The following is a 13571-nucleotide window of genomic DNA, read 5'->3' on the forward strand; positions in this document are numbered from 1 at the left end:
AACTCCGACCTACCTTAAGGGAGTTGTTTGAAACTTGTTTATACCTAGTAGCCAAGTGGGGACAACATAGGCAGAGTTGGTTGCCAACTTCCCGGAGTTGGCGGAAGTTCTCCTTCCTCGCAACTCCAGACCACTTCCCGAAGCCTCCGAAGCTCCCGAAGGAGGAAAGACCATGCCTGTCCTCGCCCTCGTCTCCGCGGTCTTCGTCGTCGCCTTCGAGCAGTTCGTCCAGTGGAAGTACGGCGCCACCGGCATCGTCGGCCTGCTCCTGCTCACCATCGGCATCAAGGCCAAGAGCCCGTCCGTCAGCTCCGCCGGCGCGGTGGTGCTGGCGCTGCTGGTCGCCGGGCCCGCCCTGTGAGGGGCCGGCCACCGGCCCCACGCGGCCGGCCCGGGGCGCGGGGAGCGGTCAGCCGGTGAGCACCAGCTCCGAGCTGATCGTCTCCCACAGCGCGTCGAACCACCGCTGCGACTGCTCCACGAACGCCGTTCCACGCGGGCCGGCCCCCCGCTGGAAGGCGAACAGCGTCGAGCGGATGCCGTCCGCGTCGTACATCTCCACCTGTTCGGGGCCGATCTCCTGTTCGCGCCGGGTGAGCGTGTAGTAGGCGAAGAGCGCCTCCGTGCCGTTGAGCACGTACAGCTTCACCGGCGGGGTGAAGGGCAGTGCGCGGAAGGAGATGGTCACGTCCACCCCGTGCGTGGCCCGCAGCCCCAGCAGGCTGTGCCGCAGCACCTGGCCCTGGGCGTTGCGCATGGCCAGCCACCGCTCGTGCACCGCGTCGTCGCCGCGGTCCGCCACCGGCACCGGGAAGGCGAGGGGGATGTCCCTGCCGGGCAGCAGCACGCGGACGTCGACCTTGGCCGGTTTCCTTCGCCCGGCGTGGATCTGGCGCAGCGGTTCGCCGATGGCGAGCGTGAGGGAGACCGAGGTCAGGCACAGCGCGTCGATCCTGACGTGCGGCGCGGCGAAGGCCTCCGCGATCCGGGGACTGAGGGCCGCCGTGGTCGGCAGCGGCAGCGCGTCCGGCCCGGTCAGCGCCCTGTCGAGGTCGGGCGTGACGGTCGCCGGGCTCCCCTTGGACACATTGGTGAGCAGGTGCTCCGACTGGAGGATGCGCAGGGCCTGGCGGACGGTGCCGCGCTCCACGCCGAACTCCTCGGCCAACTGGGCCTGCGTGGGCATGCGCCGGCCCGACTGCAGCACCCCGGACCTGATCCGCGCCCGCAGTTCGTCCGCCACCTCGCGATGGGTTCTCGGAGGCTCCTGCGGCTTCTTCCGCCCGTTGACGGAGGCATGTTCCCGCTCCACGACCAAACCCTACAACTTCCCGCCATCTTTGGGCAGTTCAGCGAAAGGTGGTTATGAGCCGCTTCCAAGCGGAGATAAGTACAGGGAAGTTGGCTGCCAACTTGGGCAACGTGGTCGGACCTTCGAAGGGTTGGCCACCACGGTCACGGCAGAGGGGACACGTCCCACCCGGGGGCGGCCCGAAGGGAGGACCACCATGCCGCTCATCGCCATCGTCGTCGCCGCTCTGGCCATCGGGTTCGAGCAGTTGGTGCAGTGGAGGTACGGACCGATGGGAATCATCGCGTTCGTCGCCCTGTCCATCGGCATCAAGGCGAAGAACACCGCGATCGGCGGTGCGGGCGCCGTGCTCCTCGTGATGCTGCTGGCCCAGTCCGGCTGAGCCGACGCACTGCCGGCCGGGCTCCTCTCCGGAGGGGAGCCGGGAGCCCGCCCGCCAGTCGGTACCACCGCACGACAACCACAACCGAACAGCACCAGCTACGGATGCACGCACACCCGCCGCCGGCAGAAGGGAGCTGCCTCAGAACATGTCCGGGCACCAAGGACGCCTGGACGTACGCAGCAGGGCGTCGGCCGACCGGGCGGCGCCCGCTCGCTCTTCCCGGACCTGCCCGAGCGCCGTCAGCCGCACGGCCGACTCGTCACCCAGCCACAGCCTCGCCAGCCCGGCCGCGTCGAGGACCAGTCCCGGGCTCTCGGTGGTCGGCGTGCACGACGCCCCCGACGGCGAGGCCTCCAGCCGCCAGCGCCCGGCGGCCGGGCCCTTGCCGCCGCCCGTGCCGGTGAGGTCCCATCCGTCCGCGACCTCCAGCACCAGCGTCCCCTCGGCGCCGTACGTCCGCGCCTCGAGCGCCTTCACGACGTCCAGGATCCGCACCCACAGCCAGTCCGCCTGCGTGGTGATGCGCGCCGCCCGGGGGTCCGGCAGGACGTGCGGGAGCAGGTCGTCGGGGGAGCGCCAGCCGCTCCTGACGGCGGTGATCCAGTCGATCGAGCACAGATACCGCCACAGGGCGCGCTCGGCGGCCGGGGTCACGCCGATCAGCCAGTCGACGGTCGCCGTGTTCAACGGCTGCTTGGCGTCGCCCCAGCGGTCGTCGGCGCGGTAGGAGCAGATGCCCTCGACCTCGCCGTCCGCCGAGCGGTACACGGCGTAGAAGGGCTCGGTCCAGGGGGTGCCGTTGACGTCCAGGACGCCGGTGCGGCTCAGCCACCACAGCTCGGCCCGGCTGACCGCGCCCGGCTGCGTCCGGCGCAGCCGCTCGTGCAGCCCGGGGCCCAGCTTGCGGACCTCCTCGCCGTCCACGAGGTCGATGCGGCCGCCGTCCTCCGGGGCCGCCCAGCGCGGGTCGAGACCGGCCCGGGGCACGTCCACGGTCCACTCGGTCATGGTGGTGGCGGGACCGAAGCCGTAGCGGCCGTAGATCCGGTACTCCGCGGCGATCAGGGTGGCGACGACGTCCCCGCGCTCCCTCGCCCCGGCCAGGTCGCGCGCCATCATGCGGGTCAGCAGACCGCGGCGGCGGTGGGTCGGGGTGACGGTGACGTTGGAGACGGCGTCCGCCCGGACCGGCGCCCCGCCGACGGCGGTGACCTCCTGGTCGAAGGACCGGTACGTCGCCACGCAGCGGTCGCCGTCGAAGGCGCCGAACAGCCGCCCCGGGACGAACTGGTGGCGGCGGGCCTCCAGTTGATCGGCGGGGACGGCGGGCGGACGCAGGAACCCGGTGTTCAGGGCCCGGTTCCACTCGGGGAACTCGGCCTCCGTGATGGGGCGTACGTCGATGTCGGTGCGGCGGGTCATGCGCTCACGGTAGGTCGCGGGGCGCGCCGGCGTCGCGGGATTTCCCCGTCCGCCGCCGCGGGCGCCCCGCGCCTCAGAACGCCGCGCGGATCTCCCCCACCGCGTGGCCGCCGCCCAGCAGCGGCGCGCTGCCGATGCGCCGGACCACCGGCGCGTCCACGCCCAGCAGGGTCAGCGCGCGGGCCAGGACCGGGCCGAGGGCGCGGGAGGCGCCGTCCTCCACCTTGAAGGCCAGGGCGCGGCCGTCGGGCAGGGCCACCGCCTGGACGGCCTCCGCGCCCATCTTGGAGAGCGTGCCCGGCACGTCGCGCATCAGCCAGGTGTCGGCGCGGCGGGTGCCGGCGACGTACTCGGGGTGGGCGCGCATCGCGTCGGCGACCCGGCGCTCCGGCGTACCGGGCGCGGCGCCGACGAAGGCGCGGAAGGCGCGGGCCAGCCCGACCAGGCTGATCGCCATGAGCGGCGCCCCGCACCCGTCCGTGCCGACGGCGGCGACCGGCTCGCCCGCCGCGTCCTCCACCACCTTGTGGATGAGCCGCTGGAGCGGGTGGTCCGCGTCGAGGTAGGTCTCCAGCGGCCAGCCCCGCCGGGCGCAGACGGCCAGCATCGCGGTGTGCTTGCCGGAGCAGTTCATGGTGACCGGGTCGGGCACCTGGCCCGACGCCAGGTACGTGTCCCGCTCCTCGGGGTCGAGGGGCAGGTCGGCGGGGCACTGGAGCAGGGCCGGGTCGAGGCCGTACTCGTCGAGCATCTTGCGGACCAGGTCCCGGTGGAAGGGCTCCCCCGAGTGGCTCGCGGCGGCCAGCGCCAGCCGCTCCCCCTCGAGGTCGAGGCCGGCCCGCAGCACGCCCGCGGCCTGCATCGGCTTGTTGGAGGAGCGCGGGAAGACCGGTGCCGTCACCTCGCCGAGCGCCAGCTCCACGGCCCCGTCGGCGCCCAGGACGACCAGGCTGCCCCGGTGCCGCCCCTCGACGAAGCCGGACCGGACGACCTCGGCGAGGACGGGCGGGACGACGGGCGAGAGCGCGGACGTGGACGGGGACGCGGGCATCGGCGGTGGCCTTCCGAACGGACGACCCGCCACCGTGACGGCCCGGGGTCTCCGGGTCCCGCGGGGCGGCGTCCAAGGGCCGCTCCGCGCGTCACACGAGCAGGTCGTCGACTTGTGCTTCCCCCTCACGGTACCGGCGTGCGATTTCCGCGCTGCAGTCGTCGGCGGTGCGCTGGAGCCGCTGCCGCCGCCGGGAGACCTGCTGCTCGTAGCGGACCAGGCGGCACATCGCGGCGTTCAGCTCGGGATCGGTGCGTGCCGTCAGGTCGGACAGCTCCACCTCGCCCAGCATCTCCGCGGCCAGCCTGCGCCCCTCCTCGCTGCGCGGTGTGCCGAGTGTCACGTGGCGGGCGGAGGACCGGTGCCGGGCCGGGCCGTCGGTCAGGATCTCCGACAGCCGCTCCACGACCGACGCCACGGACCGGGCCGGCGCCGCTCCCCGGTCCGCCCGGTCCGCGCCGGACGCCGGGCCGCGCCGGGCCAGCTCGGCCCGCAGGATGTCGATCCGCCCCTGGAGCAGCCGCCGCACATAGCTGAGGTCGGCCTCCTCGCGCTGGGCGTCCCGGCGCAGGGTGCGCAGCGCGGGCAGGCTCAGCACGGGCAGGTCGTGCTCCGCGGGCCCGGGAGGCAGCTCGGGGCTGTCCGTGCGCTGCACGGGCGCCCGGGGCGGCTCCAGGCCCTGCGGACAGGTCCACGCGACAGTCCCAGGAGGCTGCCCCGTACTCGGTGTGCTCATATCCCTCAACCGTCCCCTCGACCGGCGTCTGGGGAGCATCGTGCCACCCCAAGTGGCCGCTATGTGACCGAGTGCCCCCGATCGGCCCCAGATGGGGGGTTACGGAGCGAAAAGAAGGCCCCGTACGGCCCGCCCTCGGGGCTGTCGGAGCGGCACGGCATCATGGCGGCATGCGTGCGGTGGTGCAGAGGGTGGACGGCGCGAGCGTCGTCGTGGACGGCGAGACGGTCGGGGCGATCGAGGGCGAGGGCCTGTGCGTCCTGGTCGGCGTGACCCACGAGGACACCAAGGAGAAGGCGGCGCAGCTCGCCCGCAAGCTCTGGTCGCTGCGGGTGCTGCACGACGAGAGGTCGTGCAGCGACATCGACGCCCCGCTGCTGGTGATCAGCCAGTTCACGCTGTACGGCGACGCCCGCAAGGGCCGCCGTCCCACCTGGAACGCCGCCGCGCCCGGCGATGTCGCCGAGCCGCTGGTCGACGAGGTCGTGGCCCGGCTCCGCTCGCTCGGCGCGACGGTGGCGACGGGCCGCTTCGGCGCGCAGATGCGGGTGTCGCTGACGAACGACGGCCCGTTCACGGTGCTGGTCGAGGTCTAGGGCCCGTCCGGCGGGCCCCGGGCCCCCTACGGCTCGACGACCGTCTCCTGGGCCGCGGCCGTGTTCTCGGCCAGCAGCCGGGCGTCCACCGGCACGTTGCGCTTGACCAGGGCGAGGGCGACCGGGCCCAGCTCGTGGTGGCGTACGGACGTGGTAACGAAACCGATCTTCCGGCCGTCGGGACCGTCGTCCGCGAGGCGGATCTCGGCGCCGGGGCCGGGCAGGTGGACCTCGCTGCCGTCGAGGTGCAGGAAGACCAGCCGGCGCGGCGGCTTGCCGAGGTTCTGCACGCGGGCGACCGTCTCCTGCCCGCGGTAGCAGCCCTTCTGGAGATGGACGGCGGTGCCGATCCAGCCCAGCTCGTGCGGGATGGTCCGGTGGTCGGTCTCGAAGCCGAGGCGGGGCCGGTGCTGCTCGACGCGCAGCGCCTCGTGGGCGAGGATCCCGGCCGGCGGACCGGCCTCGGCGGCGAACGCCTCCAACTCCCCGCGCGGCAGGAACAGATCACGGCCGTACGGCGTCTCGCGCACCACGGCGCCCTCGGGGGCCGCGGTGATGGAACCGGCCGGCAGGTGCACGACCGCGATGTCGGGGGTGCGGTCGGCGACCTCGACCCGGTAGAAGAACTTCATCGACTCCAGGTAGGCGATCAGCGCCTCCTGGCTGCCGGGCTCCACGTGGGCCCAGACGGTCTCACCGTCGTCCACAAGGTACAGGGCGTGCTCGATGTGGCCGTTGGCGGAGAGGATCAGGGCCTCCGTCGCCCGGCCGGCCGGCAGGTCGCTGACGTGCTGGGTGAGCAGCAGGTGCAGCCAGCTCAGCCGGTCCTCCCCGGTGACGGTGACGACACCGCGGTGGGAGAGGTCGACGAATCCGGTGCCGTCGGCGAGGGCGCGCTGCTCGCGGAACAGGTCGCCGTAGTGGGCGGCGACGCCTTCGTCCACGCCCTCGGCGGGGACGGCTCCGGGCAGGGCCAGCAGGGGGCTCTTCATATGCCTAGCCTACGACTCGGCGGACGGGCCCTTCCGGGCGCAGTCCCGGCACCGGCCGAAGATCGCGAAGTGCTTCATGTCCGTGTCGAAGCCGAACTGTTCGCGCAGCTTGGCGGTGAACTCGGCGGCCACCGACAGGTCGGCCTCGATCACGCTGGTGCAGTCCCGGCAGACCAGGTGGATGTGGTGGTGCCGGTCGGCCAGGTGGTAGGTGGGCGCCCCGTGCCCCAGATGGGCGTGCGAGACGAGCCCCAGCTCCTCCAGCAGCTCCAGCGTCCGGTAGACGGTGGAAATGTTGACCCCCGACGCCGTCTTCCTCACTTCGCCGAGGATGTCGTCGGGGGTCGCGTGTTCCAGGGTGTCGACGGCTTCGAGCACGAGCTGCCGCTGCGGGGTCAGCCGGTAGCCGCGCTGCCTGAGGTCGCTCTTCCAGTCGGTGCTCACCACACCACGAGTCTAGGACTACTTGAAGAAAGCGATCCCGTCGTCGGGCATGTCGTCGGGCAGGGCCTTGGCCCAGCGCTCGACCTCCTCCGGCGTGACGACCTTCTTCAGGTGCGCCGACATGTAGGGGCGCAGCTCGACCTCGGGGGTCTGCTTCTCGCCGACCCACATCAGGTCGCTCTTCACGTAGCCGTACAGCCGCTTGCCGCCGGTGTAGGGCTGCGAGGCGGCGGTGCGGGCCACGGCGTCGGTCACCAGGTCGATCTGCGGCTTCTGGTCCGCCAATTCGCCGTACCAGATCTCGATGACGCCGTCGTCGCGGGTCATCGTGACCTCGACCTTGCGCCGCCCGTCGATGCGCCAGAAGCCGTGCTCGGACTCCAGGGGACGGACCTTGTTGCCGTCCTGGTCCAGGACCCAGGTGTGGGACTGGTACTCGAGGAAGTCACGGCCGTCGTGGGAGAAGGAGACCTCCTGGCCGAAGTTGCACTTCTCGGCGCCGGGGAAGTCGTGCACGCCCGCGCCGGCCCAGTTGCCGAGCAGGAAGGCGAGCGGGACGAGGTCCTTGTGGAGGTCGGACGGGATCTCGATCATGAGCAGAACTTCCTGGCGTGGGGGGTCAGCGCTGGCCCTGGTACAGCTTCTTCACGGTCAGTCCGGCGAAGGCGAGGACGCCGACGCAGACCAGGACCAGCAGGGTTTCGAAGAAGATCTCCACGGGTGCTCCTCGATTGAGCGGGGTGCGGTGCGTGCGCTGTGTGCACAGGGGCCGGAGCCCAGCTTACGCGGCCGGGCTCCGGGGGCGCCTGTGAGGTACGCCGGGCGGTCAGAGGAGCAGTCGGGTCTGCAGGGCCACCGTCTGCCGGAAGGGCACCTCCCGGGCTCCGCCCTCGCGGCTCTGCAGCACCACCGCCAGGACGTCACCGGCGCCGAGGTACGCCTCACGGACCTGTTCACCGCCGTAGGGCTCGGGTTCGGTGTAGACGGAGGACAGCACGTCCTCGGACAGCACCGCCTCCGGGAAGTCCTCGTCGGGCTCGACCTCTTCCGTACCGCGCACGGCGTAGGCCGGCTCGTCGTACGGCGCCACCCGCATGGTGAGCAGGTTGTCCACGACGGCCGCCGTGCCGAACCTGAGCAGGTAGATCCGCGTGTGCGTCCCGTCGGAGGTGGTCCAGCCGCGGGCGGCGATGTGGCGCAGCCCCGCGTCGACGAGCGTCTGCCGCAGCTCGTCGCGTGCGTACTCGTCCCCGTATTCCGCGAGGAACGTGTCCGTCGGCAGCCAGCCGTCCTTGCCGCGCAGCGCCCGGTCCGCCGTCGCCCCCTCGGGCGCCGGCAGGAGCAGAGCCCGGAGATCGGCGTAGTGGGCGCCTGCCCTGTTGGACTCGGCCAGCGGTCCCGGACTGCCGGACGGCAGTGGCGCCGCGGTGAGCGGCGGGTACTCCCAGCGCCCGTCCGACGCGGTCGCCAGTCCGGGCACGTCCGTCCGCTCCATCCGGGTGATGCCGTACGCCGTCGCCGACCCGACCGCCGCGAAGACGGCGACGGCCGCGGTCCAGCGGAGCACGGCGCGCAGGGCCCGGCGGTCCTTGCCCGCCGGAGCCGACGACGCGTCGGGAGGCGGGACGCCGGGCAGGGGCGGCAGGGCGGGTGGGGCCATCTGCTCGGTCACACGGACTCCCCGGGTTCGACGATGCGGTCGAGCTGGTCCTTCAGCAGAGCGGCGACGCCCTCGGAGTCGAACGGCTGCAGCCCCTCGGCCGTGGCGGCGATCGCGATGTCCCCCAGGTGGGCGGAGCAGTACATCGAGTCGAGGTCGTCGTCGGAGCGGAGGGGCAGGTGGAAGCATGCGGCGTTCTCGTGGCCCTCGATCTCCGGGCCGTCGCGGACGTCGTCCGAGGCGTCCAGGAACGCCTTCCGGCGCTCCGCCGAGGCGCGGGCGGTCGCCTGGTCCTCCATGCGCACCAGTACGAGGGTCAGGGTGGCCACGCCCGCCACGCGATCGGCGTGTTCCCCGCCCGTGAAGGCGTAGCTGTGCATCGCCATCTCCTTGACGGGCCTGCGGTCGATCTCCTTCTCCAGTCGCTTGCGCTGCGTTCGGGGGAGTCCGGCCAGCGACTCCTTGAGCAGGGCGGTCGTCCGACCGCCGCTCAGCGTGACGTCCGAACCGAACTCCCCGAGGTCGGGGCCGCGCGACCAGTTGTCGGGGCGGTAGGGCACGAGGGTCCGGGCCAGCCCGGTCGGCTCGGCCGTCGCCGGGTGGTCCGCCGCGGGTGCGGGGCGGGCCCAGGAGGGGGCACCCGGGTCCCGGTCGGCGGCCGCGACGGCTGCGACGGTGTACCCGACGGCCCCGACGACGGCGGCGCTCAGCAGCAGGGCACCCGTGACGGCAGCGACCCGGCGGCGGCTCCTCCGTCCGGGCGCAGGAGGCTTCGTGACGTTCTCGTCCGCGAGGTCGGAAGAAGCGGTGTCCGGGGCGGAGGAGGCCGTGGGCATGGCGTCGTCCTGGTTCTCGTTCACAGCCGCTCCAACTGCCGCTCGGCCAGGTCCATGATCACCTCTTTGTCGATCCGCCTGGTTCCGCTCACCCCGATCTCCATGGCGATGTCGCCGCGCCGGGCGTACGCCTCGGCCGTGTAGAGGGCCACGGAGCCACGACGGTCGAGGGGCCGGCTGTGGACGAACACCCGGCCGCTCCCGGTGCCGGGGATCTCCCAGTCCTCGGCGCCTTCGTCCCGCACCGAAAGCTGGCTGCCCTCGTAGGCCCCGGCAGCGCCGAGGACCTCTTCCTGCCGGTACTGGACCAGCCGGATCTCCACGGAGTACCCGCCGGCGGCCTCCCAGCCGGTGATGGCGGCCCGGCGGAACTCCCTGCGGAGCAGATGCTCGAACACCCCCCGTGGGTCCGTGTACAGCGAGGTGTAGACAGAGAGGTCCATCCAGCCGTCGGAGCCCTCCAGCCAGTCGGCCTTCTCGGCCCCGCGCGGCTTCTTCAGCAGCAGGTCCCGCAGGTCGCCCTCGGTACGCACCCGGCGGTCCTCGGCGGCCGTGAGCGGCTTCGGCGGGTCGTCCTCACCGCGTACGAGCTCGGCCTGCGACAACGGCGGCAGCTTCGTCGGCTCCCTGCCCGCCTGCACGAGGAATCCGGCGCACGCGCCGGCGATCAGGCCCAGGGCCGCGGCGGCGGCGACGAGCGGGACGGTACGGCCGCGTCGCCGGGGCGCCGCCCCGGACGGGCCCGCTTCCCCCGGCGGCGCGGGTTCGTCCCGTACCGCGGGTTCGTCCGCCGCCGTGGGCTCCTGCGGCCGCTCCCGGTCCTCCACCGGCGTGGGCTCCTCCGGCGGACCCTGGTGCTCCGTCGGCACGGGCTCGGACGGCACGAGCTCGGGCGGCGGCGTGCGGTCCTCCATCGGTGTCGGCGCGGCGGCTGCCGCGAGTCTTTCCGGCTCCACTTCCAAGACGTCCCCCCACAGAACGCGAACGCGCGCATTCCGTATGCGCGCGATCAAGAGACCTACGGGCGGGGCCCGGGGTTGCGGCGGGGTTGATTACGATTCCGACATGGCGAAGAAGCTCGTGATCAAGGTGACGGCGGGGGCCGATGCGCCCGAGCGGTGTTCTCAGGCGTTCACGGTCGCGGCGGTGGCCGTGGCCAGCGGGGTCGACGTGTCGCTGTGGCTGACCGGCGAGTCCGCCTGGTTCGCCCTGCCGGGCCGCGCCGCCGAGTTCGAGCTGCCGCACGCCGCCCCGCTGCCGGACCTGCTCGACGCGATCCTCGCGGGCGGCAGGCTGACCCTGTGCACCCAGTGCGCGGCCCGCCGCGACATCACCGAGAAGGACGTCATCGAGGGCGTGCGGATCGCGGGCGCGCAGGTCTTCGTGCAGGAGTCCCTCGCGGACGACACGCAGGCGCTCGTGTACTGAGCCGGGGCGGATTCAGCGACCCCGGCGCTTGCCGTCCAGTTCGTCCCACCACTCGTCGGACTTGGCGTCGCCCGAGGGATCGTCCCACCAGCGGTCGTCGGGACCGCGGCGGTTGGCGACCATCGCGGCCAGCGGTGGGATGACCATGGCCACCACGCACATGCCCACGGCCGCCGGGACCGACCAGAGGCGGACGACTCCCCAGGCCAGGACGAACAGCGCGATGCAGATGCCCATCATCACGAAGTAGACGCGCCGCCTCCGTGCGTACATACGTCCAGGGTAGGTCCGGGCACACCGAAGGGGCCGCACCCCAGGCGTCCAACCCGGTGGGTGCGGCCCCTCGGCCGTCGTGTGCCGCGCCCGCCGTCAGACGGCGATCGCGACCTCCGCCAGCCCGCCCTGCTGGGCGACGACCGTGCGGTCGGCGGTGCCGCCGGGGACGAGCGCGCGCACGGTCCAGGTGCCCTCGGCCGCGTAGAAGCGGAACTGGCCCGTCGCGGAGGTCGGGACCTCCGCCGTGAACTCGCCGGTGGAGTCCAGCAGACGGACGTAGCCCGTCACCGGCTCGCCGTCACGGGTCACCTGACCCTGGATGGTGGTCTCACCGGGCTTGATCGTCGAGGCGTCGGGGCCGCCGGCCTTCGCTCCGCACATGTCGTACTCCTGAGGGGTTGGGAAAGGTCGGTCGGGTGGCTTACTTGGCGGGGCCGAGCTCGATCGGCACGCCGACGAGGGAGCCGTACTCGGTCCAGGAGCCGTCGTAGTTCTTGACGTTCTCCACGCCCAGCAGCTCGTGCAGCACGAACCAGGTCAGGGCGGAGCGCTCACCGATGCGGCAGTAGGCGATGGTGTCCTTGGACAGGTCGACCTGCTCGTCGGTGTAGAGCTGCTTCAGCTCCTCGTCCGACTTGAAGGTGCCGTCGTCGTTGGCGTTCTTCGACCACGGGATGTTGCGCGCGGACGGGACGTGGCCCGGACGCTGCGACTGCTCCTGCGGCAGGTGGGCCGGGGCGAGCAGCTTGCCGGAGAACTCGTCGGGCGAGCGGACGTCGACGAGGTTCTGCGCACCGATCGCGGCGACGACGTCGTCGCGGAAGGCACGGATCGAGGTGTCCTGCGGCTTGGCCTTGTACTGGGTCGCCGGGCGCTCGGGCACGTCGGTGCCGTCGACCAGCTCGCGGGCGTCCAGCTCCCACTTCTTGCGGCCGCCGTCGAGGAGCTTGACGTTGTCGTGGCCGTACAGCTTGAAGTACCAGTAGGCGTAGGACGCGAACCAGTTGTTGTTGCCGCCGTAGAGGACGACGGTGTGGTCGTTGGAGATGCCCTTCTCCGACAGGAGCTTCTCGAAGCCCTCCTGGTCGATGAAGTCGCGGCGGACCGGGTCCTGGAGGTCCTGCGTCCAGTCGATCCGGATCGCGTTCTTGATGTGGTTCTTGTCGTACGCGGACGTGTCCTCGTCCACCTCGACGATCGCGATGGTCGGGTCGTCCAGGTGGTCCTGCAGCCAGTCGGCGTCGACCAGGACGTCGCTGCGGCTCATGCTTTCTCCTCCGGGGCAGTTGCGGCGGGGCGTGCGGTGAGACGGTGTGCGCGCATGCCGGGGCGGCGCGCGGGTGCCCTGGGCAGCAGGGCGGTGAGGGGAAGGGAACGGCGGCGGCGCCGTCCGCTCAGAAGGTGCGACAGAGCATGGCGGCAACGCGGCAGAGGTCCACTGCCCGCCGCTTCGTGAGGTCCGCCTGTCGCTTCATAAGGCCCGATCGTAGGGACGGAAGGCGGGCCATGTCACCGGCATGTCGCATGATGAGACGGGATCGTCCGTCATTCGGGATAAGCGTGCTTCGCGGGGCTGCGCCGAGCGGTCCCCGGGCCGTCGCGCACCGCGTCCCATCTGCGGTACGGACGTCACCGTCTCGCCTGTCGGACTTTCGCGTCCTGTCCGGGTGATTCGGGGGTCGGCCCCCGTCTACCCGGCCAGCCTGACGTCCGAACCCTTCACCGAGATCTCGACGCCGTCCTTCGCCGCCTCCACCTTGTCCAGCTCGATGTCGCCGGGCAGCTTCTCGATGGTCTGCTGGAAGTCGGTTATGGCCCGCAGCCGGGACTCGGCGAACTGCCGCCCCGCTATCTTCGGCAGCCCGTCGGCGACGACCTCGACCTTGTCGTCCTTGACCGCGACCGAACTGAGGACGTCGACCGGCCGGGGCAGCTCGATGCCGAAGACCGTGGCCTGGAGCGCCACCTTGATCTTTCCGTTGCCGCCGTCGGAGAGGCCCACGACCTGCGCGGTGACGCCCGGCGCGATGTCCGTGGGCTCGGACTTGGCGGCCTTCATCAGTTCGTCGTAGCCGATCGTCGCGGTGCCGGTGGCCGTGGCCGCGGTGGCGGAGGAGAAGTCGCCGGAGAACTCGACACCCTTCAGGTGGGCCCGCAGGTCGGCGATGCGGACCTTCTCCGCGCCGTCGCCCGCCTCGTAGTCCTCCATGGCGACCTCGACGTCGTCCAGCTCGCCGGCGGCGGCCTGGGTCAGGAAGGGGAAGCCGTTGATGGACACGTCCGGCGTCGAGGACAGGTTCTCGGTGGTGCGCAGTCTGTCCGCCGCCTCGTTCTCCGCGAAGGCGACCGCGATCCGGTCCGCGATCACGAAGAGCCCGCCCAGGATCACGACGACGACCAACAGTATTCGCAGTGCGCGCATGCGAGGGTTCC

Annotated in this window: 18 protein-coding genes; 4 read left to right on the plus strand and 14 right to left on the minus strand. The window is 72.1% G+C overall.

Translation table 11 applies throughout. The features are described 5' to 3' along the window. Positions 1-172 precede the first annotated feature (172 nt). Positions 173-361 (plus strand): hypothetical protein, encoded by a 189-nt coding sequence (locus ACH499_RS19425; RefSeq protein WP_356204364.1) that lies wholly within the window; start codon positions 173-175, stop codon positions 359-361. 48 nt (positions 362-409) lie between these two features. Here ACH499_RS19425 and ACH499_RS19430 read toward each other — a convergent pair whose 3' ends face one another. Then, positions 410-1318 (minus strand): GntR family transcriptional regulator, encoded by a 909-nt coding sequence (locus ACH499_RS19430; RefSeq protein ID WP_365596594.1) that lies wholly within the window; start codon positions 1316-1318, stop codon positions 410-412. A 190-nt stretch (positions 1319-1508) separates the two neighbouring features. On the opposite strand from ACH499_RS19430, the gene ACH499_RS19435 reads away from it, so the two are divergent. Further along, entirely contained in the window at positions 1509-1694 is a 186-nt protein-coding gene (locus tag ACH499_RS19435; RefSeq protein ID WP_365596591.1) for a hypothetical protein, read from the plus strand. A 141-nt stretch (positions 1695-1835) separates the two neighbouring features. On the opposite strand, the gene ACH499_RS19440 is transcribed toward ACH499_RS19435, so the two are convergent. The 3 genes from ACH499_RS19440 to ACH499_RS19450 all read right to left on the minus strand — a co-directional run bounded on the left by ACH499_RS19440 (position 1836) and on the right by ACH499_RS19450 (position 4906). Beyond that, a complete protein-coding gene (locus ACH499_RS19440; RefSeq protein ID WP_399017130.1) occupies positions 1836-3119 on the minus strand; it encodes a GNAT family N-acetyltransferase in 1284 nt (427 codons plus the stop codon). A gap of 73 nt (positions 3120-3192) precedes the next feature. Continuing rightward, positions 3193-4170, minus strand: coding sequence for an asparaginase (locus tag ACH499_RS19445; protein ID WP_399017132.1), 978 nt, complete (start codon positions 4168-4170; stop codon positions 3193-3195). Between the two features lie 91 nt (positions 4171-4261). Then, positions 4262-4906, minus strand: a complete 645-nt coding sequence (locus tag ACH499_RS19450; RefSeq protein WP_399017134.1) for an aerial mycelium formation protein — start codon at positions 4904-4906, stop codon at positions 4262-4264. A gap of 170 nt (positions 4907-5076) precedes the next feature. Here ACH499_RS19450 and dtd point away from each other — a divergent pair, with 170 nt between their 5' ends. After that, the gene (gene dtd, locus ACH499_RS19455; protein WP_365596581.1) at positions 5077-5502 is read left to right on the plus strand and encodes a D-aminoacyl-tRNA deacylase; all 426 of its coding nucleotides are present in this window, start codon (positions 5077-5079) and stop codon (positions 5500-5502) included. Between the two features lie 26 nt (positions 5503-5528). Here the strand turns inward: dtd and ACH499_RS19460 are convergent, their stop codons facing one another. The 6 genes from ACH499_RS19460 to ACH499_RS19485 all read right to left on the minus strand — a co-directional run bounded on the left by ACH499_RS19460 (position 5529) and on the right by ACH499_RS19485 (position 10348). Next, the gene (locus tag ACH499_RS19460; RefSeq protein WP_356204355.1) at positions 5529-6494 is read right to left on the minus strand and encodes a folate-binding protein; all 966 of its coding nucleotides are present in this window, start codon (positions 6492-6494) and stop codon (positions 5529-5531) included. Between the two features lie 9 nt (positions 6495-6503). Next, complete coding sequence (locus tag ACH499_RS19465; protein ID WP_356204354.1) at positions 6504-6941, minus strand: transcriptional repressor; 438 nt, start codon at positions 6939-6941, stop codon at positions 6504-6506. 15 nt (positions 6942-6956) lie between these two features. Beyond that, the gene (locus ACH499_RS19470; RefSeq protein ID WP_399017137.1) at positions 6957-7532 is read right to left on the minus strand and encodes an FABP family protein; all 576 of its coding nucleotides are present in this window, start codon (positions 7530-7532) and stop codon (positions 6957-6959) included. 232 nt (positions 7533-7764) lie between these two features. Further along, entirely contained in the window at positions 7765-8598 is an 834-nt protein-coding gene (locus tag ACH499_RS19475; protein WP_399017202.1) for a hypothetical protein, read from the minus strand. Positions 8599-8606: 8 nt separating this feature from the next. Beyond that, positions 8607-9458, minus strand: coding sequence for a hypothetical protein (locus ACH499_RS19480; protein ID WP_399017139.1), 852 nt, complete (start codon positions 9456-9458; stop codon positions 8607-8609). Beyond that, a complete protein-coding gene (locus tag ACH499_RS19485; RefSeq protein WP_399017141.1) occupies positions 9455-10348 on the minus strand; it encodes a hypothetical protein in 894 nt (297 codons plus the stop codon). The genes ACH499_RS19480 and ACH499_RS19485 overlap by 4 nt, the downstream gene beginning before the upstream one ends. A 151-nt stretch (positions 10349-10499) precedes the next feature. On the opposite strand from ACH499_RS19485, the gene ACH499_RS19490 reads away from it, so the two are divergent. Beyond that, positions 10500-10862: a DsrE family protein gene (locus ACH499_RS19490; protein WP_356204345.1), complete on the plus strand. Its 363-nt coding sequence runs from the start codon at positions 10500-10502 to the stop codon at positions 10860-10862. Positions 10863-10874: 12 nt separating this feature from the next. Here ACH499_RS19490 and ACH499_RS19495 read toward each other — a convergent pair whose 3' ends face one another. The 4 genes from ACH499_RS19495 to ACH499_RS19510 form a co-directional block, all read right to left on the minus strand. Beyond that, positions 10875-11135, minus strand: coding sequence for a DUF3099 domain-containing protein (locus ACH499_RS19495; RefSeq protein ID WP_356204343.1), 261 nt, complete (start codon positions 11133-11135; stop codon positions 10875-10877). 96 nt (positions 11136-11231) lie between these two features. Further along, a complete protein-coding gene (locus ACH499_RS19500) occupies positions 11232-11519 on the minus strand; it encodes a DUF1416 domain-containing protein (protein ID WP_004986406.1) in 288 nt (95 codons plus the stop codon). A 40-nt stretch (positions 11520-11559) separates the two neighbouring features. Further along, entirely contained in the window at positions 11560-12405 is an 846-nt protein-coding gene (locus tag ACH499_RS19505; protein WP_399017144.1) for a sulfurtransferase, read from the minus strand. A gap of 423 nt (positions 12406-12828) precedes the next feature. Next, positions 12829-13560: a DUF2993 domain-containing protein gene (locus ACH499_RS19510; protein ID WP_399017146.1), complete on the minus strand. Its 732-nt coding sequence runs from the start codon at positions 13558-13560 to the stop codon at positions 12829-12831. Between the last annotated feature and the right edge of the window lie 11 nt (positions 13561-13571).

Origin of the sequence: Streptomyces sp. NPDC018947 (assembly GCF_044390505.1) — a bacterium.
GTDB lineage: Bacteria > Actinomycetota > Actinomycetes > Streptomycetales > Streptomycetaceae > Streptomyces.

Bases quoted from the DNA above. Each gene is read 5' to 3' on its own strand.
- ACH499_RS19425 (WP_356204364.1), top strand. From the start codon at position 173: ATGCCTGTCCTCGCCCTCGTCTCCGCGGTCTTCGTCGTCGCCTTCGAG.
- ACH499_RS19435 (WP_365596591.1), top strand. From the start codon at position 1,509: ATGCCGCTCATCGCCATCGTCGTCGCCGCTCTGGCCATCGGGTTCGAG.
- ACH499_RS19440 (WP_399017130.1), bottom strand. From the start codon at position 3,119: ATGACCCGCCGCACCGACATCGACGTACGCCCCATCACGGAGGCCGAG.
- ACH499_RS19445 (WP_399017132.1), bottom strand. From the start codon at position 4,170: ATGCCCGCGTCCCCGTCCACGTCCGCGCTCTCGCCCGTCGTCCCGCCC.
- ACH499_RS19450 (WP_399017134.1), bottom strand. From the start codon at position 4,906: ATGAGCACACCGAGTACGGGGCAGCCTCCTGGGACTGTCGCGTGGACC.
- dtd (WP_365596581.1), top strand. From the start codon at position 5,077: ATGCGTGCGGTGGTGCAGAGGGTGGACGGCGCGAGCGTCGTCGTGGAC.
- ACH499_RS19460 (WP_356204355.1), bottom strand. From the start codon at position 6,494: ATGAAGAGCCCCCTGCTGGCCCTGCCCGGAGCCGTCCCCGCCGAGGGC.
- ACH499_RS19470 (WP_399017137.1), bottom strand. From the start codon at position 7,532: ATGATCGAGATCCCGTCCGACCTCCACAAGGACCTCGTCCCGCTCGCC.
- ACH499_RS19475 (WP_399017202.1), bottom strand. From the start codon at position 8,598: ATGGCCCCACCCGCCCTGCCGCCCCTGCCCGGCGTCCCGCCTCCCGAC.
- ACH499_RS19485 (WP_399017141.1), bottom strand. From the start codon at position 10,348: ATGGAGGACCGCACGCCGCCGCCCGAGCTCGTGCCGTCCGAGCCCGTG.
- ACH499_RS19490 (WP_356204345.1), top strand. From the start codon at position 10,500: ATGGCGAAGAAGCTCGTGATCAAGGTGACGGCGGGGGCCGATGCGCCC.
- ACH499_RS19495 (WP_356204343.1), bottom strand. From the start codon at position 11,135: ATGTACGCACGGAGGCGGCGCGTCTACTTCGTGATGATGGGCATCTGC.
- ACH499_RS19500 (WP_004986406.1), bottom strand. From the start codon at position 11,519: ATGTGCGGAGCGAAGGCCGGCGGCCCCGACGCCTCGACGATCAAGCCC.
- ACH499_RS19505 (WP_399017144.1), bottom strand. From the start codon at position 12,405: ATGAGCCGCAGCGACGTCCTGGTCGACGCCGACTGGCTGCAGGACCAC.
- ACH499_RS19510 (WP_399017146.1), bottom strand. From the start codon at position 13,560: ATGCGCGCACTGCGAATACTGTTGGTCGTCGTCGTGATCCTGGGCGGG.